The following is a 22,098-nucleotide window of genomic DNA, read 5'->3' on the forward strand; positions in this document are numbered from 1 at the left end:
GCATCCGACCTGCCGTATAATACCGTTTCATCTAATACCCAGCATGATTACACCGGTTTTACACCTTAGTCCAATGCAATCCGTTGCAAAAATACCCGTGCCCAAAGAAACGCCGACCTGACGGGCATTGATTGCCAAGGAGAACGCACTGACGATGACGCTGGGGAGAATCCGCCATCATAAGCACCATATCAACTCCCCACACGCAAAATTTATTGTTAATCTCGTACTGGCGGCGGCGCCAGTACAACTCTCGAGCCATTGCTTTCCGCAGGACTTACTACGCCGGCCGCCTCCATAGCTTCAATCATGGTTGCCGCGCGGTTATAGCCAACTTTGAACCGCCGTTGCACACTCGATATGGAAGCTTTACGGCTTTCCGTGACAAACTGCACGGCTTCGTCATACAAGGCGTCGCTTTCGGCATCGCCATTACCGCCACCCATGCTATAGCCATCACTGGAATCGGAAGGTTCCCGGGTGATGTCTTCCAGATAATTAGGCGGCGCGGTTTGTTTTAAGAACTCAACCACGCGATGCACTTCATGGTCATCGACAAAAGCGCCGTGAGCACGGATCGGAATGCTGGTGCCTGAAGGTAAGAACAGCATGTCGCCGTTGCCCAGCAGGGTTTCCGCGCCGCCTTGATCGAGAATGGTGCGCGAGTCGATGCGTGACGACACCTGGAATGAAATCCGGGTCGGCACGTTGGCTTTGATCAGTCCGGTCAATACGTCGACCGACGGGCGCTGCGTGGCCAAAATCAAATGGATACCCGCCGCACGGGCTTTTTGCGCTAGGCGGGCGATCAGCTCTTCAACTTTTTTGCCGACAATCATCATCATGTCGGCCAGCTCGTCGATGACGATGACGATGCTGGGCAGGGTGCTTAAGGTCGGATATTCTTCGCCTTCTTCCAACGGGTTGATCATTTGAAACATCGGATCCCTGATAGTCTCGCCTCGTGCCGTCGCGTCTTCTACCAGTTGATTAAATCCGGCAAGGTTCCTGACGCCCATTTTGGACATCAATTTATAGCGCCTTTCCATTTCGGCAACCGCCCAGCGTAACGCATTGCTGGCTTCCTTCATGTCGGTCACGACGGGCGTCAACAAATGCGGAATACCTTCATATACCGATAATTCCAGCATCTTCGGGTCTATCATGATCAAGCGCACCTGTTCCGGCGTCGCTTTATAAAGCAGGCTCAGAATCATCGTATTGATGGCGACCGATTTACCGGAACCCGTGGTGCCTGCGACCAATGCATGGGGCATTTTGCCGAGATCGGCAACCATCGGCGTACCGGAAATATCCTTGCCCATCGCCAGCGTCAGCAGGGATTTGGACTTTTCAAACGGTGCCGACACCAATAACTCGCGCAAGGTCACCATTTCCCGCTCACGATTGGGAATTTCAAGACCGACTACGGATTTACCGGGGATGATTTCAACGATACGCACGCTGGTCACCGATAGAGCTCTGGCCAAATCTTTAGACAGCGTACTGATTCGACTGACTTTAACCCCTGCCGCAGGCTGTAATTCAAAACGGGTGATAACAGGGCCGGGATGAAAGCCGACCACGGAGACGACGACGTTAAAATCGGCCAGAATATCTTCCACCAAGCGCGACATTTCTTCCAAATCGGCTTGCGAATAACCGATAACACGGGTGTCGCGATGATCCAATAACTCCAAGGAAGGCAAAACCCCCTGGCTGGCGTCATATTTAACGGCTGGCTGTTTTTTGGGCGATGGATTGTTTTTTGCCAGTTTCTCTACCGGTTTTTCGATAATTGATATAGCTTTGGCGCTGACCTTTCTCTTAGGTTCCGATTTTACAGGATTATTGACCGGCATCTGAGCGCGCTTGGCTGAACGATCCTGCAATAAGCCCAGAACGCTGCTGCAAAAAAAACGGCATATACATACCGTATATTTGCCGATAGCATCGATTAACGCGATCCATGACACTCCGGTAACCAAGGTGACTCCGGCCAACAAAACCACCAATAAAAATAAAGTCGCCCCCGAATTGCCGAGGACTACCAGCAATGCATTACCGGTTTCCTGACCTAAAATACCTCCGGTGTTGCTGGGCAGTTCAATACCAATTCTCAACAGATACAAATTCAATAACGCAGCACCTGAAACAATGGTCGCTATAGAACCTATCCATTGCAGCACGACAACCATTTTTTCCCGACCTTGTCTGCCTTGAGTGTAGATCAAATAACCTTGCCAGAAAATAATGACCGGAAACAGATAAGCGGCCAAGCCGAAACAGCTGAGCATAAAATCAGCGATCCATGCACCAAAAACACCGCAAGCATTAGAGACTGTCTGTACTGATCCGCTATGCGTCCAACCCGCATCCTCGTTACTAAACGTGATCAGCGAAATTAAAAAAAATAATGCGCCTGCGATGAAGCCTAATAAAGCAACTTCTCGCAAACCGCGAAAGGGTTTTTCTTCCATCACAGCAGCCATATTCAACAACTCGTCACATAAATTACTAACAAAACATGATTATAGATCAATAATGATAGGTATAGCATTAATAATATCCGCAATAAACCTCAGCTCGCATTTCTATAATTAACCTCGGTCTATGCCGATAAAACAGTTTACGAAACCCGCTTTCGTCTTCATAATTAATTCTTTGTCTTGCCCCTGCAAAGGATTTTTTAATGAGTGATTCCAGACATTGCCGCCTTTTGATTCTCGGTTCCGGCCCCGCCGGCTATACTGCCGCAATCTATGCCGCACGAGCCAACCTGAATCCGGTTATCATTACCGGCATGCAACAAGGCGGTCAGCTGACGACGACGACCGAAGTGGATAACTGGCCCGGCGATGTTGAAGGCCTGCAAGGGCCTGCCCTGATGGAAAGAATGCTTAAACACGCCGAACGCTTCAAGACCGAGATCATTTTCGATCACATACACTCGGCTGACTTGTCGGCTCGCCCATTTACGTTAACCGGCGATTCAGGCACTTATACCTGTGACGCGCTGATTATTGCAACCGGCGCTTCGGCACGTTATTTGGGGCTGGAATCCGAGGAAGCTTTCAAAGGCAAGGGCGTTTCGGCTTGCGCCACCTGCGACGGCTTTTTCTACCGGAACAAACCCGTTGCGGTCATCGGCGGCGGCAATACGGCTGTTGAAGAGGCGCTTTATTTATCCAATATCGCCTCGAAGGTCATTGTCGTGCATCGCCGCGACAGGTTCCGTTCCGAGAAAATCCTCGCCGACAAGCTGATCGAAAAATCGCAAAACGGCAATGTCGCGATCGAATGGAATCACCAACTGGATGAAGTACTGGGCGACGACATGGGCGTTACCGGCCTCAGAATCAAAAACACCCAGGACGGTTCGACCAAGGAACTGGATGTGCATGGCGTGTTTATCGCTATCGGTCACACGCCCAACACCGGTATTTTTGAAGGGCAACTGGAGATGGAGCACGGCTACGTTAAAGTCAAAAGCGGCATCCACGGAAACGCGACTGCAACCAGCGTTGAAGGCGTATTTGCTGCGGGCGATGTGATGGATTCCGTTTACAAACAGGCCATTACTTCGGCGGGCGCAGGCTGTATGGCGGCGCTGGATGCGGAAAAATTTCTTGATGAATTAAATTAGGCGAAAGACAAAGGGCTAAAGGCGAATAAACCGCGCTCCAACGCAGAGCTGTCTTTTTTCGCCCTGCGCCTTTCGCCTTTCGCCTTTCGCCTTTCAAAAATGCAACTGACTGTTCTCGATCCGAATAACCCCGAACAAGATTTTCCCTCGACAAATAGAGCCCTCCGCGAACCGGACGGCTTGCTTGCCGTCGGCGGCTGCCTGTCCCAAAGCCGGCTGTTGAACGCCTATCGGCACGGCATATTTCCCTGGTACAACCCCGGCGAACCGATCTTGTGGTGGTCGCCCGATCCCCGCTTGGTTTTGTTTCCGAATAAACTGGTTATTTCCCGCAGTTTAAGCAAAACCCTGCGTAAAAATATTTTTACCGTAACCATCGACCAGGCTTTTAATGACGTTATTGCGGCTTGCGCAGATCCCCGCAAAGATGCTGCCGGCACTTGGATAACGCCGGAAATCAAAGCGGCTTATAGGCAACTGCACCAAACCGGATTTGCCCATTCGGTTGAAACCTGGCTTGACGATGAACTGGTTGGCGGGTTATACGGCATTGCACTGGGCCGGGTTTTCTTTGGCGAATCCATGTTTCACACCAGAACCGACGCTTCCAAGGCGGCCTTCGCCACCTTGGTTAAACAGCTTGTGTCCTGGGGCTACCAATTGATAGACTGCCAAGTGCATACAAGGCACCTGGAAAGTTTCGGCGCCGAGGAGATTGACCGGGATTATTTTACCGTCTTACTCGATCGATACTGCGACGCTCCGGCCGCGCCGTCTGCCTGGCAAAGGTTAGATGGCCGCCGCCCCGGCTCTTGTCCCGGTTAACTGCGTTGTATCCGATAGATGGTCAGACCTATGTTCGCCTGCTGGGCAAAATATCTAAAGGCATTAAAATCTTCTTCAGTTAACGGCTGCTCATTAATCCCGCGATCGGCATAAATTAAGCCGATCGGCATTTTGTTGGAAAAAATCGGCATAATGAAACATTCGTTTTTTCCAATCACATTAATATCCCTGAGTGTGTATAACTTGGAATTAACCGAAGGTTTAGCCCAAAAAGCCTGGGTACCGGACAGCGCATGAAAAAAGAGATTGGGCGGCGTTTCTGAAATATTGAAAACGACCTTGTGCTCATAGGTTTCTTTACGCCAGCCCAAAGACAGCCTTTCTCTAAGAGACTGCTTGTCGGCAACCAACAAAGAAAAAATAGTCCGATCCATGCCGATACCCCGGTGGATCCCCTCAAGCGCCGTTTCCAGTAACAGATTAATGTCAATCCGATCGCTTATTATTGAGGTAATGTCCTGCGAGATCTGAAGTTGCAGCTGTTTTTTATCAATAACCGGCGACAATTCGTCCAAGCCAACAAATTGATTGAGGCGGCTTTGAATGAGCATAGAAGCGTCAGTAGCCCCAAATTGACAGGCTATATCAGCCGCAACACTGGTGTTGTTTTGCAGCTTTTCATTGATAACTTTTTTGGATTGATGGGTAAGCGTCTCAATTTTCCTGACACAAGTCTGATATTTTCTTGAACCGGCACCCTCTTTCAATGCCTCGGTGATTTCATATCCTAATTCGACTAATTCAACCCTGGGTTTCTTGGACAAAACGCCCGGCTTAATCGCTTCTTCAATCAAACCGCCTAATTTCCAGGCCTTGCTTAAAGAAACGCCCAGCTCTGCCAATGTAAACCCGAGCACCTTCTTTTCCGCTGCTTCATGGCTGCAATTTCCTTTATTTATCAAAGCTTGAATGCGCTCTCCCTGTTCTCCGCAAAAGCACCAAAAAGAGATCCTGCCAATATGGTTAAGCAACGTGGCAATAAAAACTTCTTCCGGCGATGAATCGTTGGTCGCAAGCGCTATAGACTTTGCGTGTACCGCAGCATGAATAGCTTGGGCGATTTCTTCATTAGCCTGGCGCCTGTTAGTCGCGGACAGAATGGATTCCAAAAAGGAGCAAACCAGCGTTAGTTCGCGAATCACCTCGGAACCGATCATAATAATGGCTCGTGACACGGTAACCATTTTCTGACGCGTTGGATTGTAATGGGGGGTGTTGCTGATTTTTAGTAATTTAACCGTCAGATTCGGGTCCTGCAAAATAACAGAGGCCAGCTCCATAGCGCCTTTTCTATCATCGCTCAAAATATCATGGATGCTGAGCGCCGTATTGGAAAATATCGGCATTTCTTCCGTACACAGCACATGCGTCCACTCATTAAGAGTAAGAGGTTCCGATATGATTTTGGGAGGAACCACTTCCAAGGCCATTTCCATTTTTTCGAGACTTAGAAGGTCGTTCTTTGATGTCATTTGTTCACCTGTAATACTTTTAAGCCCTGCCAAGATGGGCGACATCTACCCCTGCCGGCAAAGATACAATTTGAATTATCATGATAATTCAAATTGTGACGCGAATTATGCTTCATAACGAGTTGGTTGCTGGCGCCTTCAAAAAATCTTTTCTGGTGATGGCGGAAATAGACATGATCACAATTTCTTTGATCTCCAACAACTTCGTATCAATATGCGCCGTTTTGACGGCGGATTAGCGATAGATGCAAGACAGATAAAATTTGCCCCGGTTTTATGCAACATCGCGCCAAAGCGTTGTTAAACATTAGCTCGATACCCTGATGACTTTAGTTCAAACGTCAAATAATATCCTATACCTACCCTTGATGTTCAACAATGCCAGAACTATTGCCACATAATATACAGACATCGGACAAGCTGTCCTCACGCATATAAAAACATTGGGGACTGTGCCGCCAAGCTTTCGGGCTTGCCCTTTTTCAGTATATTGACATTAAATAAGCAAACAGATACGGCCATTTTGGTATTACAACAATACAACACATGGGTTTTCTATGTTTTTACAAAGTTTTTTAGGTTAAAATAGCCGACTTTCGAAGCTGGACGAGTGAGCAGCGATGGTGACCCCAATAAATGCACCTCACTCGGCTTTGAGCTACCTGCATGTATCCGACGCATTTCATCCATTCCGATGGCTACCGCCACCGCGGTCTTAGGTTGTGTGACTGCGGTTATGGTATGTAGCCCACTGCCCCGGTACGAGTCCTCAGTGAACACTCATTATTTGAACGTTTACCGAGAGCGGTCACCAAAAAAGTTTTTTATGCCCAACTTTAGAGTAAAAACATGACAGATTTAGCGCATTACAGAAATATCGGCATCTTCGCTCACGTCGATGCCGGTAAAACAACGACTACCGAGCGGATTTTAAAGCTTACCGGTAAAATCCACAAAATCGGTGAAGTACACGATGGCGCGGCAACCACAGACTTCATGGAACAGGAGCAGGAGCGCGGCATCACCATTCAGTCCGCTGCGACAACTTGTTTCTGGAAAGACCATCGTTTCAATATCATCGACACCCCTGGACACGTTGACTTTACTATCGAAGTATATCGCTCACTGAAAGTTCTTGACGGCGGTATCGGCGTTTTCTGCGGTTCAGGCGGCGTAGAACCCCAATCGGAAACCAACTGGCGTTATGCTAACGATTCTGAAGTATCGCGAGTTATTTACATCAATAAACTGGATCGCATCGGCGCCGACTTCTATCGCGTGGTTAAGCAAGTTGAAGACGTACTCGGCGCCGTGCCGTTGGTTATGACTCTGCCTATCGGCACTGAAGACCAATTCTCCGGCGTCGTCGACCTGCTGACCCGTAAAGCCTGGATATGGGATGATTCCGGCGACCCAATGAACTACGAAATCAAAGACATCCCTGCCGACATGGTGGCGGATGCCGAAAAATGGCGCGAAAAAATGATTGACCAAGTTGCCGATCAATATGACGACGTCATGGAAAAATATCTTGAAGGCGAAGAACCTGATATTGACACCATTAAGCGTTGTATCCGCAAAGGTACGATTAACCTGGATTTCTTCCCAACTTACTGCGGCTCGTCTTTCAAAAACAAAGGCGTACAGTTGGTGCTTGATGCGGTTATCGATTACCTGCCTTGCCCGACAGAAGTTAAACCCCAGCCGGAAGTCGATCTGGAAGGCAACCCAACAGGCACCTTTGCTATCGTTGATGCGGACAAACCGCTGCGCGCGCTGGCATTTAAGATTATGGACGACCGCTTTGGCGCCTTAACTTTCTTGCGTATCTACTCCGGCAAACTGGAAAAAGGCACTTCCGTACTGAATACCTTTACCGGCAAAACCGAGCGTATCGGCCGTATTGTGGAAATGCATGCCGATACCCGTAATGAACTTGATTCGGCTCAAGCGGGCGACATTGTTGCGGTATTGGGCATGAAAAACGTGCAAACCGGTCATACGCTGTGCGATCCTAAGTTCCCCGCAACATTGGAACCGATGGTCTTCCCTGATCCCGTTATCTCACTGGCGATTTCACCGAAAGACAAAGCGGCTTCCGAAAAAATGGGTATCGCGCTGGGCAAAATGATTCAGGAAGATCCGTCTTTCCACGTTGAAACCGATGAAGACAGCGGCGAGACCATTCTTAAAGGTATGGGTGAACTGCATCTTGATATTAAAGTTGATATCTTGAAACGTACTCACGGCGTTGACGTTATCGTCGGTAAGCCTCAAGTGGCTTACCGCGAAACCATCACCAAGCCGGTTGAAGACGAATACACCCACAAAAAACAATCAGGTGGTTCAGGTCAATACGGCAAGATCAACTACATCATCGAGCCAGGCGAGCCAGGCAGCGGTTTTGTGTTTGAATCAGCGGTTACCGGCGGTAACGTGCCGCGCGAATACTGGCCTGCCGTTGAAAAAGGCTTTAAAAGCATGCTGGATAAAGGCGTTCTGGCCGGATTCCCTTGCTTGGACTTTAAAGTTATCTTAACCGACGGAGCTTTCCACGCGGTTGACTCATCTGCGATTGCGTTTGAAATTGCGGCGAAAGCGGCTTTCCGTCAATCGATCCCCAAAGCGGGTCCGCAATTGATCGAGCCAATCATGAAAGTTGATACTTTTACGCCAGCTGATCATGTGGGCGATGTTATCGGTGACCTTAACCGTCGCCGCGGTATGATCAAGTCTCAGGATGCAGGCGCAACCGGTGTTCGTATTAAGTCAGATGTACCTCTGAGCGAAATGTTCGGCTACATCGGCGACTTACGCACTATGACTTCTGGCCGCGGCCAATTCTCTATGGAATTCTCGCACTATTTACCGTGCCCGAAAAACGTGGCGGACGAAGTTATCAAAGAAGTAAACGAACGCAATAAAAAGAAATAAGTTGAAAGCTACGCCGGGCGGCTTGTCCGCCCGGTTACGCCCTCCCCATCGGACCCGTTCACTCCGCAATCCCCCCAACATTGTATTTGCCGCATTCACAGCCAATACAGGCAAAATATACCCCCGCCGCCGAGTTATCCGAAAGATCGATGCGCACTGTAATTTCTTATAAAATTAAAGCATTAAGATGAATTTGCCATTCATTCTACGAATGTCTTTCGAACTGCAAAGCTTGCTCCGGCTCTTTGTCGCTAACCTTGTTTTTTAGCTTGATGGAGTGTACTGCAGATTATCCAGCTCCAGTTGGATACTGCCAATTTGGTCATGGGCAATGCCTATCTGAATGGCTTTATTAATGTAGGACTGGGCCTGCATGGATTTTTTAGGATCAGGTTTGGATGTTTTCAAATCATGAATAATGACTTTCAGCATATTTAACGTGATTGTCTGGTTATTAGGCATTTTTTCGATAGCATCTTCAAAAATAGCAAGAGCCTCTTTAATCTTACCTTCCTTAAATAATTTGACGCCCTGATTATTAATATCAACTAATTCCTGCTTTATCCGGGCGACCAATTTTCCCCCATAATTATCGCCGATAACTGTACTGCACATTTTGTCGATGTCTGCAATAAAAGGCTTATCATCAATGTTAGTTTTAATTAAATCTTCAAGAATTTCATCCGCAATTTCACCGGCCCCGCTCAGATGACTGATTTGCGCCATTTCCAAACGCAATTCTCTGGATATTTGTTTACCGAATTGCTCATGTAATTTAAATGCTTTTTCATAAGGCTTCTGCGCCACTACGCCGTTATTCTTTGCTTTTTGGATCTCGATTTCCAATATGGCCGCCCTAAGCCTTGAGTCGGGATCATTAAAAAAACTCTTGTTCATCTCATTCAATATTTTTAGCGCATCACCGGCTGAGTTGGACTTTAAATGAGCTTTAGCCAAACCCGAAAAATCATTGGATGAGCCATAAACAGAATGCTTACCTAAATTAACAGCGGCTTTATAGGCTTTTTTTGCAACTTCGATATTTTCAATCTTATCGGCTAAGGAGGCCAGCCGCTGCTGCCTTAAGATAGTTTGAGGTGAAATATCAATCGCCCGGTTAAGCGCGGCCAATGCTTCCTGATCATCTCCCAAAGCTTCATACGCCTTCGCCAGCCAGTCATAAGCTTCCAACATCATAGGATATTCCTGAATGAACTGCTTAAGAGACTCTACAGCCTGCGTATAATTACCATCCAAGAAAATGATAATAATCAAACCCAACTTAGCCCAGGGCAAGTCTCTTTCTTGCAGTATTTCCTGGTAAACTCTTTTGGCCGACTTAAAATCCCTAATTAAAAGCGCTAGTTCAGCACGTATTTTTAATACATGTAAGTGCGTTTTTTTATTGCTTTGCTGAAGTAGTTTTTCACAGTTTTGTATCGCCTGGTAAATATTGCCCATGTCTATTTCGCGTTCGATACTGACAAGATATTCCTTGCGGGTAATACATCGTTCGATCCGGGTTGACAATTGCAACCGGTTAAAAGGCTTTATCAGATAATCATCGGGCTTGCAGTCGAGAGCGCTAAGCACCATGCTCTTGCTGTGTTCAACGGTAATCATTATGAAAATGGCATTAAACGGCAACAACTTAAAATGCTTGGCTTCTTCGAGAACCTGTTGACCATTTTTCCCGTCGCCAAGATTATAATCGCAGAGGACAATATCGAATTGGCTGCGCCTCATTTCAACGATTCCGTTAATGCCGGTTCCCGCTTCAACGATATGCCGCGCCCCCAACGAATACAGTATGTGCTTAATGGTTTCCCGTATGATCGCCTGATCTTCGACCACCAGAATCTTTTTTGAGTCAAATTTCATAAAAACCGATATTAACCTTAAATTGGCATATGGAAAATCTTATAATTGCCGACTTCATCGCAAAAATAACGCGAAAACCGTCATCAATAACTTCAAAAGATTAAAAATACAAACCGTAGCACATATTTACGCAGCCTTTTATGTCACTGCTGTAATTAAAGATTTTGACAGTTAAAGAGTACATCTCAGGACGAGACCAGGAATCTGGGCTTCGCCTAGCCTAGACAATAAGTGGGGCGGCTACTTTTGATAGCTCACGCTGAAAAACCGACGTTATCGCGGCCAACAGCACAAAACGAAAGGCTTTATCGAACCGGAATAATCTATAGCCGCCGACCTGACATCTGACGACATCGGGAAAACCAAGGATTCCGCTAAACTTATCGCACTCGAATGCTTAGCGATATGCCGATATTTGGGCTAATCGCAAGATTTTGTCAGTCGGCTTACAAACACATTTATTTTCTTCCTGATAAGAAAGGCACAAAGACAACCGGCTCCAGCTTCTCAACTTCATAACCGTTTTCCGTCCGCGTTACTCGCTGTAATCGTTGACTGCCTCCCTTACCAATCGGGATAACCATCACACTGTCGACAGCCATTTGCTGCAACAGCATTTCCGGTATTTCAGGTGGCGCAGCGGCCACTAAAATACCATCATACGGCGCATGGTCCGGCCACCCCCACCCGCCATCACTGTGCAGAAAACTGACATTCTTGAGCTTCAAATCCCATAGACGGTCTTTGGCTTTTTTCTGTAACGGGGCGATTCTTTCAACGGAATAAACATGATCGACCAGCTGCGCCAGAATTGCCGTTTGGTAGCCACAGCCGGTCCCTATTTCCAATACTCTGGTTAACCGGCCTGACGACGCCAACAGCAGTTCGGTCATTTTTGCGACGATATAAGGTTGGGAAATCGTCTGGTTGTAACCGATCGGCAGCGCGGTATCTTCATAAGCCCGGCTGGCTAAAGCCTCATCCATAAAAATATGCCTGGGCGTATTGCGCATTACCTCCAGAACTTTATTGCTGCTGATACCTTGCTCGATTAACCGGTTGATCATACGCTCACGGGTGCGCAAAGAGGTCATACCTATTCCTTGCAGGCTTTGAATCATAAATCATGCTCCTTGGGCAGCCACACTTTTAAATCATTGATCCGCTCATACCGCGTCAAGTCCACCTGTAACGGCGTAACCGATACGAAGCCCGCATTAATGGCGTAAAAATCAGTTCCGGGACCTGCATCCTGCTCCCCCCCTGGCGGCCCTACCCAATAGATCATCCGGCCGCGAGGATCTTCGCTTTTGACGACCGGTTCCGACTTATGCCGCTGTCCCAACCGGGTTGCCTGATAACCCTTTAAATCGTTAATAACGACATCCGGCACATTGACATTAAGAATAGTGTCTCGCGGCAAGGGATTAGCAATCAATTGCCGTAACAGCGTTACCGCAACATGTGCGGCGGTATCAAAATGCCGAGGGTTGCTCCCGACCAACGAAATGGCAACGGCAGGCAGGCCTAAAAAACGCCCCTCGGTTGCGGCCGCAACCGTACCCGAATAAAGCACATCGTCGCCTAAATTTGAGCCATGATTAATCCCGGCAAAGACCATGTCCGGCTCATTTTCAAGCAAGCCGGTTATTGCCAAATGCACGCAATCGGTAGGAGTCCCGTCAACTTTAGTAAAGCCGTTATCCGCGGCATGGGCGCGCAACGGCATTTCCAGCGTCAAAGAATTACTCGCTGCACTGCGGTTCCTATCGGGAGCCACCACCGAAATTTCGGCATGCCCGCGCAATGCATTGGCTAATGCAATAAGACCTTCGGCCAGGTAGCCGTCGTCATTACTCAATAAAATATGCATTATCAATCGCCCTGAAGCTAATTAAGCTATAAAATCAATCATATTAGCAACAATACACAACAAAATCAGCTCTCGTGGCAAAAAAAAAACTTACTCCAGAAGACAGCGATTTATTTCGTCAAACTATCGGTAAAGTACAGACTGTAAAAAGCGATAAAGTGCTATTAACAGAAGGTAACAAGCCCAAACCCTACCCTAAATCACAGACCGTTAATGTAGCGGAACACCTAAACGGCGCGGCCGATTTTAATGTTGAAAACGTAGGTATTGAAGACTCGCTGAGTTTTGCGGCGCCAGGGTTGCAGCATAGCGTCCTGAAAAAACTGCGCAAAGGCCAGTTTGGACTGGACGCCGAAATCGACCTGCATGGCCTGAACAGCAATAAAGCAAAACGGCAATTGCTGCATTTTCTGCATGACTGCGTAGAAGACGGCTGCCGCTGCGTGCATATCATCCACGGCAAGGGCTATCGCTCGATGGACAACCACCCCGTATTAAAAAACAATCTCAACTTATGGCTGAGACAACACAAAGACGTTCAGGCCTTTTGCTCCGCACCACCGAAAGACGGCGGAACAGGAGCGGTTTTTGTGTTACTCCAGCTGTCGGAAAAATATGATGCGTAAAGCCATTTGGCATGGATTGCCGCCTTTTGTCGACTCTGGACAAGAGCTAGGAATAGACTATACTCGAGTCTCATTTTTAAGCTCAATGGGTAAAATAACATGAACAGAATACTTTTAATTATAAGCGTCTTGCTCTTATCTGGATGCTCGCAAAGAGTCATCGACTTCACCGCTATATCGTCAAAAAACATTGATCTGTCGAAAGGAGCGGATTTCAAGCGGTCTCCGGCTCGGGTTAAGGGTGAGGATAGAAAGCATATCTTCGTCATCTTCCCTACCGGATTTCCAAGCGCCAAGGAAGCGATGGATAAGGCTATCGAAAGCGTACCCGGAGCCGTCGCTTTACTTGACGGCGTGGTTACCACGCACTCTTGGTACTTTCCCGGCATTTACGGTCAAAACTGGATTGAGGTTGAGGGGACGCCTTTGATTGATCCTTTGTTGCTGAAAGGGGGGCATTAACCGCTCACTTTTCGCCATACCAGAAGAAATAACATCAGGCAGTGGCCTTCAATGCCAGGCTACTCCGTTCCCCATTCCTTCGCCTCAGCATCAAGAGAGGAAACAACAATGACGGCCGATACCGATATAATCCACCAAGAGCTCCTGGAAGAAGCGCAAACACATTTGGGACACTTGCTTCACTTTGCAGTGCAAAAACCCGACCTCGACTTAAAAGACGAATTCATAGGCAGAACAATCCCGCTGTTACACAAAAACATAAAAGATCTGTCGCCCCAAGAACGAATAGACTTATGGTCGACTTACAATGAATTATCAATATTACTCTATCCGGTTACACCCGAAAGCCTGGAGGTAGCGGAGGACTTGAATAAAGATCGAAAAAACAGGATAAGAGGCGTTAAGGGAGAACTGCAAGGATTGCTTGGTTTTTTGGTGTTTTTTGTTGTTCTTTTCGTGTTGGCTCAGGGCTATTCCCTCGTTCTGGAAAAAACCATCACTAATATCGATACACTGGACAAAGAATACATCAGCCTAAAAGAATCTGAATCCACGGCGAGAACCGCAAAAAACGACGCTGACGAGAAATCCGAGCCGCTGCTCTCCATTCTTGCGAAAAAGAAAATGAATGAAGACCAAACATTGTTGTCGGCACGTAAGGCGTGTGAATTAATTGATTTTATATCCACATGCTCACCAAAACAGGATGCCGAAAATAATGCATCCGATAGCGCCCAATTACAGCCCAAAGTCATTATAGAAACCGTAAAAGCTGTCGCCGCATTACTCAACGTTCTCCTGCTCCCCCTACTCCTGGGTTTTCTGGGGGCTATCGCTTACCTGGCTCGAAATACAATAAACCAGATTACCAGCAACAGTTACATACCATCATGGCCCGGACGCTACAGTATGCGCGTCCTATTGGGAGGTTTGCTCGGTGTAATGGGCCCATTGCTGTACTCTTCAGACAAGATCGACGAGATCGGAATGAACCTGCTGCTGTTCGCCTTTTTGTTGGGATATAACGTCGAACTGGCTTTCTCCATCTTTGACCGCCTCATTACCTACGCCAAGGACAAAATAAAAGCCGAACCCAAGCCGTTAACTATATCAAGCCCTAGCAACCCAGATTCCGCTACAGAGGCGCCCAAGCCACCAACAAATCCGCGACCGGCTACACCAACACCACCGGATAGTGGGGCAAATAATACGGGATAATAAGGCAATTCTCCGGTTACCTACAACGCGTCACAGGCAAAATTCGGGACCCGTGAAAAAATATGCTTTACCGTTAGCTTCGCATACGAATAAGAAGAACATTGGTCCGAAGCACTGGTGAGACAGGGTAATCCTGACGGGACAAGCAACCAACAAAACCGGCTGCTTGTCCCGTCATCCTACACGCTATTAAATATCTGGGGGCTAAAAACTCCTCCCACCAAGGGCTTTTATCCGCACGGCCGAAAAAGCGTCAAGATCCTCTACAGCCGCCGCCGTTCGGCGTATCAGTTCCAGGTTGCAATCCAAATTCATCATGCCGCCCACAGCGAGCGTGACGATCATCGCCTCGAAAGCATAAACAAGATGGACGCGGTATCGTTGCATCAGCAGGTCATTATCAACGCCGGCCACCCCATTATCCGCCAGCGCTTGAGCATACTTGGCAAGCAACTCCGCTTCGTGAAGCCTGCGCATTTCAGGACTAAGCGCAGTCGACAGAAAATAAGCCACATCGCTGACGCCTTCGCCGACACGGACCAGTTGCCAGTCAAGAAAACCAACCTTTGATCTGTCCTTGTTCCAGAATAAATTACCGGGATGACAGTCGTGATGAACCAGCGTTTGCGGCGCATCGGAAAGAAAGCGCATCGCCGAACGGCGATGCCGGGCATACTGAACGGCGGACGCATGCAGAACAGGAGGTATAAGCGTCCCTGCCTGCCTTAAACCGCGTTTCATCAACGGTACCGCCAGAACCGTACCCAGGAAATCTTCCAAAACCCGAACCGGCCCCGCCAACCAGCGATAATTTGGGTCATTATTCACGCTGTTCCAAAACCGCGCATGACAGTGGGCAAGCTGTTCGACAACCAAAACCGCTTGCTCAAATGTCAAGGTATCGCTGGCGGCGCTGGCGATACCGTCAAACTCCGCAACATCGGCAAGCACCAGCGTCGCCCCCCAGCCAAACCGGCTTTGCGCCGCCAAACAAATAGGCTTGTTAAGAGGCACGCTCTGCGCCAATTCATTATAAAAACGCACTTCGGTATGCAGCAGCTGCGGCAAAGCGGTAATCGTCTTCGCCCGCCACGCCAATGACGGTAGTTTTACAAACCACCGGCTCGGCAGGCTGTCCGGGCCGTCATGCTCGACGGCGACGCAAACCCGCGTAGTCGTACCGACGTCAACAGCAACAACATCCACGTTGCTAACGGCGGTGTCGGCATCATGTCTGTCGACAACCTGCTGAGCCCAGGCAACCGTTAAATCGCCAGGCCGGCTTGCGAGAATGCTTTGTTTCATTGTTATGTCTGGCTTTTGATGCGGGTCTGTATACTGATTTGAGCTATAGTGGGAAGCAATACAAAAACTTATTGGTCCAACAATAGCTAATAATGCGGCGGTACTTCTTCGGCATTTTCGCCGCCCGCACCTTCGGCAGACAGGCTTTTAATACGCTCGTTGAGCATTGTGCAAGTCGCTTCCAGGCGGTCTATCTGTTGCTGTTGTCCGGCGACTATCTTGTTTAAGGCTTGCAGCAAATCTTCCTGGTAAGCCGCTTTTATTTCCAATTCGATTATGCGTTCATCGTTCATAAGGCGGCTTAAATCACTTTTGAAAACTGTTGTTGTTTTTGCGCCAGATATTTGTCGAACACCATGCAAATGTTGCGGATCAACAAACGGCCTGCGGACAACACCTTGACGCCTTCTGCCGATAGCATCAACAAACCGTCGGCCTGCATCGGCGCTAATGCCTCAAGTTCCTTGGCAAAGTAAGAAGCAAAGCTAATGCCGAACTGTTGTTCGACAGCGGCAAAGCTCAGATCGAAATGGCAGATCAGCTGGGTGATCACGGCGCGGCGCAGCTTGTCGTCATCATCCAGCTCGACGCCTTTAAATACCGGCAATTTGCCTTGGCTGATCAGCTGGTCGTACTCGTCCAGCTCTTTGACATTCTGGATATAGGCGTCGCCCACCCGGCCGATCGAGGTAATGCCCAAACCCACCAGATCGCAGTCCGAATGCGTGGAATAGCCCTGGAAGTTGCGGTACAAATGCCCCTCGCGCTGCGCAACGGCCAGCTCGTCATCGGGTTTGGCGAAATGATCCATGCCGATATAGACGTAACCGGCTTCGGTCAGCCGTTGCCCGACCATCTGCAAGATAGCCAGCTTGACGTCGGGCGTCGGCATATCGGCGTCGTTGATCTGGCGCTGGGTTTTAAACCGTGCGGGCATGTGCGCGTAGTTGAAGATCGAGAACCGATCCGGCGCTACCGCCAAAATTTTATCCAGCGTCTTGGCGAAAGTCTCCACCGTTTGCAGCGGCAAACCATAGATCAAATCGATATTGGTCGAGCGAAAACCCTCGGCGCGGGCGGCGGCTAACACGCTGAAGGTCTGCTCTTCGCTTTGCAGGCGGTTGACGGCTTTTTGCACGGCCGGATCGAAATCCTGTAGCCCCAAACTGACCCGGTTAAAGCCCAGCTCGCGCAGCTGCTTCATGGTCTGGCCGTTGGTTTCACGGGGATCGACTTCTATGGAATATTCGCCCTTGTCGTCATTCCTTAAGTGGAAATGTTCGCGGGTGACATCCATCAGGGTAAGCATCTGCTCGTAACTTAAGAATGTCGGCGTGCCCCCGCCCCAGTGCAATTGGTTGACCACCCGGCTGGAGTCGAACAAATCGCCCTGCATCGCAATTTCCTTGCACAGATTGGCCAGGTACGGTTCCGCATGTTTGCGGTTTTTGGTGACGATTTTATTACAGGCGCAGTAAAAGCAGACGGTATCGCAAAACGGGATATGAAAATACAGCGACAGCGGCCCGCCTGCGGCATTGGACTTTGCGATGTGCCGGCGGTATTCCCGGTCGCCGAAGCCTTCGTGCAATTCCAGGGCGGTCGGGTACGAGGTATAACGCGGACCGGCCTTATCGTAGCGGTTAATCAGGCCCAAATCGAATTGTATAGATTGATCCATCATTTTACTTGGCTGTTGATGACGATTTTATGGGAGCTTTTATCCGCCAACGTGACCTGCTCGATAACGCCGATCAAGTCGCCGGGCTGTTGTGTCGCTCCGCCGGATTTGGAAATGCGCGCCAGCAGCTTGACTTGCTCGAAATTCGACAGCTTCATGTTTGGCATCATCGCCATCGCATCGGTCAAGCTGACGGTTAACGGCAAGTCGGAAACCTGTTTGCGCACGATAGCCAGCGGCATTTTGGGGCCTGATAAGGCCTGGGCGTAAATGAAAACGGTGTCGTTTGGATTGGTCGATTTTTGCAACTCGGCCGCCAAGCTCACCTGAACGTCAATGGTCGCCGTTTCAACAGGTTGCGCGGGTTTCGATTCCGCTGGCGCGGCAGCGCCTTCCTGCATCTGGGTTGCAAGCTTGGCCAGCAGGCCTTGTATTTCCTGCCGGGCTTCCGAACCCGGCGGCAACTGCGCTTCCAGTTTTTTCCACAAGTCCATTGCCGCGGCGAAATCGCCTGTTTGCCCTTTCGCCATGCCGCCCAGCCACAGGCCGGTTACGTTATTGGGCTCCATCGCCAAGGCTTTAAATATCAGTTCCGAAGGTTTTCCGCCTAATTGTTCGTTGTTGGCAAAAGCCAGCGCGTCGGCATAAAGCAGCATGATTTCCGGTTGATCGCCTAGCAATTTATAAGCACGTTCAAAGGCGGCAACGGCTTTAGGATATTGCTGCAAATATTTGTAAGACCGGCCCAGCATAGTCCAGCCCAGCGCATCATCCGGCTGTTTTTCCAGACGCTCGGCTAATCCTGCAACCATCTTGCTGATTTGTTCCTGCTCGGGCGTTGCCGCAGTTTGCTCGGCCTGGCCTAATGACCGATAGCTGCCTAATGTCCAATAAAGCGAACCCGCGAGTAAAGGTATTGCAACAATCAGCACGGACGCCATCCAACGCCCCTGGGAGGGTGATATTTTTGCATGACTGTCTATATCGAGATCATCGCTCAAGGCCTGTTCAAGCTCGACCCGTTGCTCATCATATAGTTCTTGAGTTAATGCACCAGCCTGCAACTGCTCTTTAAGCTCGGCCAACCGCTGCCGGGCGATAGCGATATTACGCTGATCCTGGTCCGCCTCTGCAACTGGATGCTTTCTCCATAACGGAGGCAGCACAAACAGAAAAGCGATTAATACCATTACGCTGACGATCAGCAAAAATAACATATTCAAGACTGGTCACTCTCTTCCAATAAGCTGCGGATTTTTTGCTGCTTTTCAGCGTTGATTTCAACATTTGCTACGTTTTTTTTGCGCCGGGCGAATAAAAACACTGCAATTAAACCGATCAGCAGGAACACAGCCGGTCCTATCCACAACAGACCGGTTTTGAGCTTGAACGGCGGATTGTATAAAACGAAATCGCCGTACCGGTCGGTCATAAATTGGGCTATATCCTGCTTTGATTTGCCTTGTTGCAGCATTTCGTACACCTGCCTGCGCAAATCCGCGGCCAGTTCCGCATTGGAATCGGCGATGGTCTGGTTTTGGCAGACCAGACAACGCAATTCCGAGGTCAGGTTTTCGTAGGCGGCTTGTTGCTCAGGATTGGCAAACTGCCGGTATTCGACGCCGGCGCAGGCCATGCCAGCCAGCGCCAACAGAAAAATGACAGATAAATGTTTCATTAGTTTTCGGCTTGTAATTTGGCGATCAAAGGCAGGAAAGTTTGCTGCACATCTTCAGGCGTAACCGGTCCGGTATGCTTGTAGCGGATCACACCCTGCTTATCGATGACGAAGGTTTCCGGCACCCCGTAAACGCCCCAGTCGAGGCCGATGCGGCCATCCTGATCCATGATGCTGACATCATAAGGGTTGCCCAATTGCGCCAGCCAGCCTAAGGCGGCTTCCGGCTCGTCCTTGTAATTCAGGCCGACGATAACAGCGGCTTTTTGCTGGGCCAATTGGTTTAGTACCGGATGTTCGGAACGGCACGAGGCGCACCACGACGCCCACACATTAAACAGCCAGACCTTGCCTTTTAAATCGGTTGGAGATAATTTCTCCGCAGGCGCTTGAAGCTTGGGCGCGGAAAACGCCGGGGCCGGTTTGTCGATCAACGGCGAAGGAATCTCGCTGGGATGAAGGTTCAAACCCAGCGCCAGAAACACCGCCATCACGATGAATAATATTAACGGGAGGATGTACTTAAGCATTAACCGGCACCTTCGCAGACGTTATTTTATAGCGCCTGTCGCAAGCGGCGATTAAGCCGCCCGCCGCCATGAACAGCGCGCCCAGCCAAATCCAGCGGATGAACGACTTGTAATAAATTCGTAGACTCCAAGCGCCCTTGTCGCCGAGCGGTTCGCCTATCGCAACGAACAGATCCCGAAACAATCCGGCGTCGATAGCCGCCTCGGTCATCGGCATTTTTTGCACCCGGTAAACCCGTTTTTGCGGCTCCAGTCTGGCGACTTCTTTGCCATCATAACTGACGGTCACCTTAGCCTGTTCGGCAACATAATTAGGCCCTTGGGTTTGTTTGACGCCGTGGAATTCAAAGATATAACCGGACATATCCAGCTTGTCGTCGGGGGCCATGCGCACATCTTTTTCGACGCTGTAAACCGAGGTCAGGGTAATGCCGATCACGAATACGGCTATACCTAAATGCGCCACGGTCATGCCGTAAAAACCGGCCGGTACGGTTTTCAGGCGCTGCCAGGAAACACCCTGCGGCCCCATCCGGTCGACAAAAGACATTACGGTCATCGCAATTGTCCACAACGCCAACGTTAAGCCCAATACCGCACCCCAGGAGTAAAAAGGCATGACCAACGGAATCAGCAAACCGACGGCGACGCAGGCTAAAACAATCCAGCGCACCCGCAGGGCAATCACGTTGATATTGTCTCTTTTCCAGCGCAATAACATGCCCAAGCCCACGGCTATCGCCAGCGGCGCCATTAGCGGAATGAACACGGCGTTAAAGTACGGGGGGCCGACCGAAATCTTGCCCAATCCCAACGCGTCAATGACCAAGGGATACAACGTGCCCAGCAAGATGCTGGAAGCGGTTACCACCAGCAACACGTTGTTTAGCAATATCGCCGACTCTTTGGACACCAGCTCGAAGGTCGCGCTGCTTTTGACGTAGGGCGCTCTTATCGCGTACAGCAATAACGACCCGCCTACCACGATAGCCAGAAATATCAGTATGAACAAACCTCTGGCCGGATCGCTGGCAAACGCATGTACCGAGGTTAACACGCCGGAACGCACCAGGAAGGTACCGAGCAGGCTTAACGAAAACGCAAAAATCGCCAGCAATACGGTCCAGGTCTTGAACACGCCGCGTTTTTCGGTGGCGGCCAAAGAGTGAATTAGCGCGGTGCCGACCAGCCAGGGCATGAATGAGGCGTTTTCGACCGGATCCCAGAACCACCAGCCGCCCCAGCCCAGTTCGTAATAAGCCCACCAGCTGCCTAATGCAATGCCTATGGTTAAAAACATCCAGGCGATGTTGGTCCAAGGTCTCGACCAGCGCGCCCAGGCCGCATCCAAACGGCCTTCCAGCAAGGCCGCAATCGCAAAAGCGAACGCCACCGAAAAGCCGACATAGCCCATATAAAGCATCGGCGGATGGATAGCCAAACCCGGATCCTGAAGCAAGGGGTTCAAGTCGCGCCCTTCGATAGGAGCAGGGAACAGCCGCTCGAACGGATTCGAAGTCAGCAATAAAAACAGGATAAAACCGATAGAGACCAGCCCCATTACGCCTAAAACGCGGGCGACGGTAACATCGGGAATCGCGCGACTGAACAACGCAACCAAGCCCGTCCAGCAGGACAGCACCAGCGCCCAAAGCAATAACGAACCTTCATGCGCGCCCCAGACGCCGGAAACCAGATACAAAACCGGCAAGGCGGTATTGGAATTAGTCGCAATGTATTTGATCGAAAAATCATGGGTCAGGAAGCCATAGGTCAGACAGCCGTAAGAAACGACCATGAACAACAGCTGGCCGAATGCGGCGGGCCTTGCGACGCTAATCCAGCCGGATATGGACCTGGAAGCGCCGATGATCGGCAGCATTCCTAAAACAACGGCCATGCATAAGGCCAGAATCAGCGAAAAATGTCCCAGTTCTGCAATCATG

Annotated in this window: 18 protein-coding genes and 1 pseudogene; 6 read left to right on the forward strand and 13 right to left on the reverse strand. The window is 49.5% G+C overall.

All coding sequences use genetic code 11. The annotated features are described in order from the left end of the window. Window positions 1-218: 218 nt before the first annotated feature. On the reverse strand, window positions 219-2,492 hold the full coding sequence (locus tag B0F88_RS05650) for a DNA translocase FtsK (RefSeq protein WP_258076566.1): 2,274 nt from the start codon (window positions 2,490-2,492) through the stop codon (window positions 219-221). Window positions 2,493-2,692: 200 nt separating this feature from the next. Here B0F88_RS05650 and trxB point away from each other — a divergent pair, with 200 nt between their 5' ends. Beyond that, window positions 2,693-3,646: a thioredoxin-disulfide reductase gene (gene trxB / locus B0F88_RS05655; protein WP_104422960.1), complete on the forward strand. Its 954-nt coding sequence runs from the start codon at window positions 2,693-2,695 to the stop codon at window positions 3,644-3,646. A gap of 99 nt (window positions 3,647-3,745) precedes the next feature. Then, window positions 3,746-4,471 carry a leucyl/phenylalanyl-tRNA--protein transferase gene (gene aat / locus B0F88_RS05660; protein ID WP_104422961.1) on the forward strand — a complete coding sequence of 242 codons (726 nt, stop codon included), beginning with the start codon at window positions 3,746-3,748 and terminating at the stop codon, window positions 4,469-4,471. Here the strand turns inward: aat and B0F88_RS05665 are convergent. Further along, window positions 4,468-5,964 carry an HDOD domain-containing protein gene (locus B0F88_RS05665; RefSeq protein WP_104423013.1) on the reverse strand — a complete coding sequence of 499 codons (1,497 nt, stop codon included), beginning with the start codon at window positions 5,962-5,964 and terminating at the stop codon, window positions 4,468-4,470. The genes aat and B0F88_RS05665 overlap by 4 nt on opposite strands. Before the next feature lie 849 nt (window positions 5,965-6,813). Between B0F88_RS05665 and fusA the strand changes: the two genes are divergently transcribed. Then, window positions 6,814-8,898 (forward strand): elongation factor G, encoded by a 2,085-nt coding sequence (gene fusA / locus B0F88_RS05670; RefSeq protein ID WP_104422962.1) that lies wholly within the window; start codon window positions 6,814-6,816, stop codon window positions 8,896-8,898. A gap of 264 nt (window positions 8,899-9,162) precedes the next feature. Here the strand turns inward: fusA and B0F88_RS05675 are convergent, their stop codons facing one another. From B0F88_RS05675 to surE, 4 genes and pseudogenes are all read right to left on the reverse strand, one after another. Then, entirely contained in the window at window positions 9,163-10,359 is a 1,197-nt protein-coding gene (locus B0F88_RS05675) for a tetratricopeptide repeat protein (protein ID WP_258076571.1), read from the reverse strand. 114 nt (window positions 10,360-10,473) lie between these two features. Next, window positions 10,474-10,779: pseudogene (locus tag B0F88_RS19645) on the reverse strand (response regulator); the annotation flags it as partial. A gap of 458 nt (window positions 10,780-11,237) precedes the next feature. Continuing rightward, window positions 11,238-11,900 (reverse strand): protein-L-isoaspartate(D-aspartate) O-methyltransferase, encoded by a 663-nt coding sequence (locus B0F88_RS05680; protein ID WP_104422964.1) that lies wholly within the window; start codon window positions 11,898-11,900, stop codon window positions 11,238-11,240. Next, a complete protein-coding gene (gene surE / locus B0F88_RS05685) occupies window positions 11,897-12,652 on the reverse strand; it encodes a 5'/3'-nucleotidase SurE (protein ID WP_104422965.1) in 756 nt (251 codons plus the stop codon). Before surE ends, B0F88_RS05680 begins: the two co-directional genes overlap by 4 nt. A 74-nt stretch (window positions 12,653-12,726) precedes the next feature. Between surE and B0F88_RS05690 the strand changes: the two genes are divergently transcribed. From B0F88_RS05690 to B0F88_RS05700, 3 genes are all read left to right on the forward strand, one after another. Next, the gene (locus tag B0F88_RS05690) at window positions 12,727-13,278 is read left to right on the forward strand and encodes a Smr/MutS family protein (protein ID WP_104422966.1); all 552 of its coding nucleotides are present in this window, start codon (window positions 12,727-12,729) and stop codon (window positions 13,276-13,278) included. A gap of 99 nt (window positions 13,279-13,377) precedes the next feature. Beyond that, entirely contained in the window at window positions 13,378-13,740 is a 363-nt protein-coding gene (locus B0F88_RS05695; protein WP_104422967.1) for a hypothetical protein, read from the forward strand. A gap of 108 nt (window positions 13,741-13,848) precedes the next feature. Further along, a complete protein-coding gene (locus B0F88_RS05700; RefSeq protein ID WP_104422968.1) occupies window positions 13,849-14,958 on the forward strand; it encodes a hypothetical protein in 1,110 nt (369 codons plus the stop codon). A gap of 204 nt (window positions 14,959-15,162) precedes the next feature. Here the strand turns inward: B0F88_RS05700 and B0F88_RS05705 are convergent, their stop codons facing one another. The 7 genes from B0F88_RS05705 to B0F88_RS05735 form a co-directional block, all read right to left on the reverse strand. Continuing rightward, window positions 15,163-16,263, reverse strand: a complete 1,101-nt coding sequence (locus B0F88_RS05705; protein WP_104422969.1) for a phosphotransferase — start codon at window positions 16,261-16,263, stop codon at window positions 15,163-15,165. Between the two features lie 86 nt (window positions 16,264-16,349). Then, window positions 16,350-16,556, reverse strand: a complete 207-nt coding sequence (locus tag B0F88_RS05710) for a SlyX family protein (RefSeq protein WP_104422970.1) — start codon at window positions 16,554-16,556, stop codon at window positions 16,350-16,352. 8 nt (window positions 16,557-16,564) lie between these two features. Beyond that, entirely contained in the window at window positions 16,565-17,944 is a 1,380-nt protein-coding gene (gene hemN / locus B0F88_RS05715) for an oxygen-independent coproporphyrinogen III oxidase (protein WP_181049845.1), read from the reverse strand. Further along, the gene (gene ccmI, locus B0F88_RS05720; RefSeq protein WP_445641277.1) at window positions 17,944-19,167 is read right to left on the reverse strand and encodes a c-type cytochrome biogenesis protein CcmI; all 1,224 of its coding nucleotides are present in this window, start codon (window positions 19,165-19,167) and stop codon (window positions 17,944-17,946) included. The genes hemN and ccmI overlap by 1 nt, the downstream gene beginning before the upstream one ends. Next, window positions 19,164-19,622, reverse strand: a complete 459-nt coding sequence (locus B0F88_RS05725) for a cytochrome c-type biogenesis protein (RefSeq protein ID WP_104422973.1) — start codon at window positions 19,620-19,622, stop codon at window positions 19,164-19,166. The genes ccmI and B0F88_RS05725 overlap by 4 nt, the downstream gene beginning before the upstream one ends. Then, window positions 19,622-20,152 carry a DsbE family thiol:disulfide interchange protein gene (locus tag B0F88_RS05730; protein WP_104422974.1) on the reverse strand — a complete coding sequence of 177 codons (531 nt, stop codon included), beginning with the start codon at window positions 20,150-20,152 and terminating at the stop codon, window positions 19,622-19,624. Before B0F88_RS05730 ends, B0F88_RS05725 begins: the two co-directional genes overlap by 1 nt. Next, window positions 20,145-22,097 carry a heme lyase CcmF/NrfE family subunit gene (locus B0F88_RS05735; RefSeq protein WP_104422975.1) on the reverse strand — a complete coding sequence of 651 codons (1,953 nt, stop codon included), beginning with the start codon at window positions 22,095-22,097 and terminating at the stop codon, window positions 20,145-20,147. Before B0F88_RS05735 ends, B0F88_RS05730 begins: the two co-directional genes overlap by 8 nt. Window position 22,098 lies beyond the last annotated feature (1 nt).

The organism is Methylobacter tundripaludum, assembly GCF_002934365.1.
Classification (GTDB): domain Bacteria; phylum Pseudomonadota; class Gammaproteobacteria; order Methylococcales; family Methylomonadaceae; genus Methylobacter_A; species Methylobacter_A tundripaludum_A.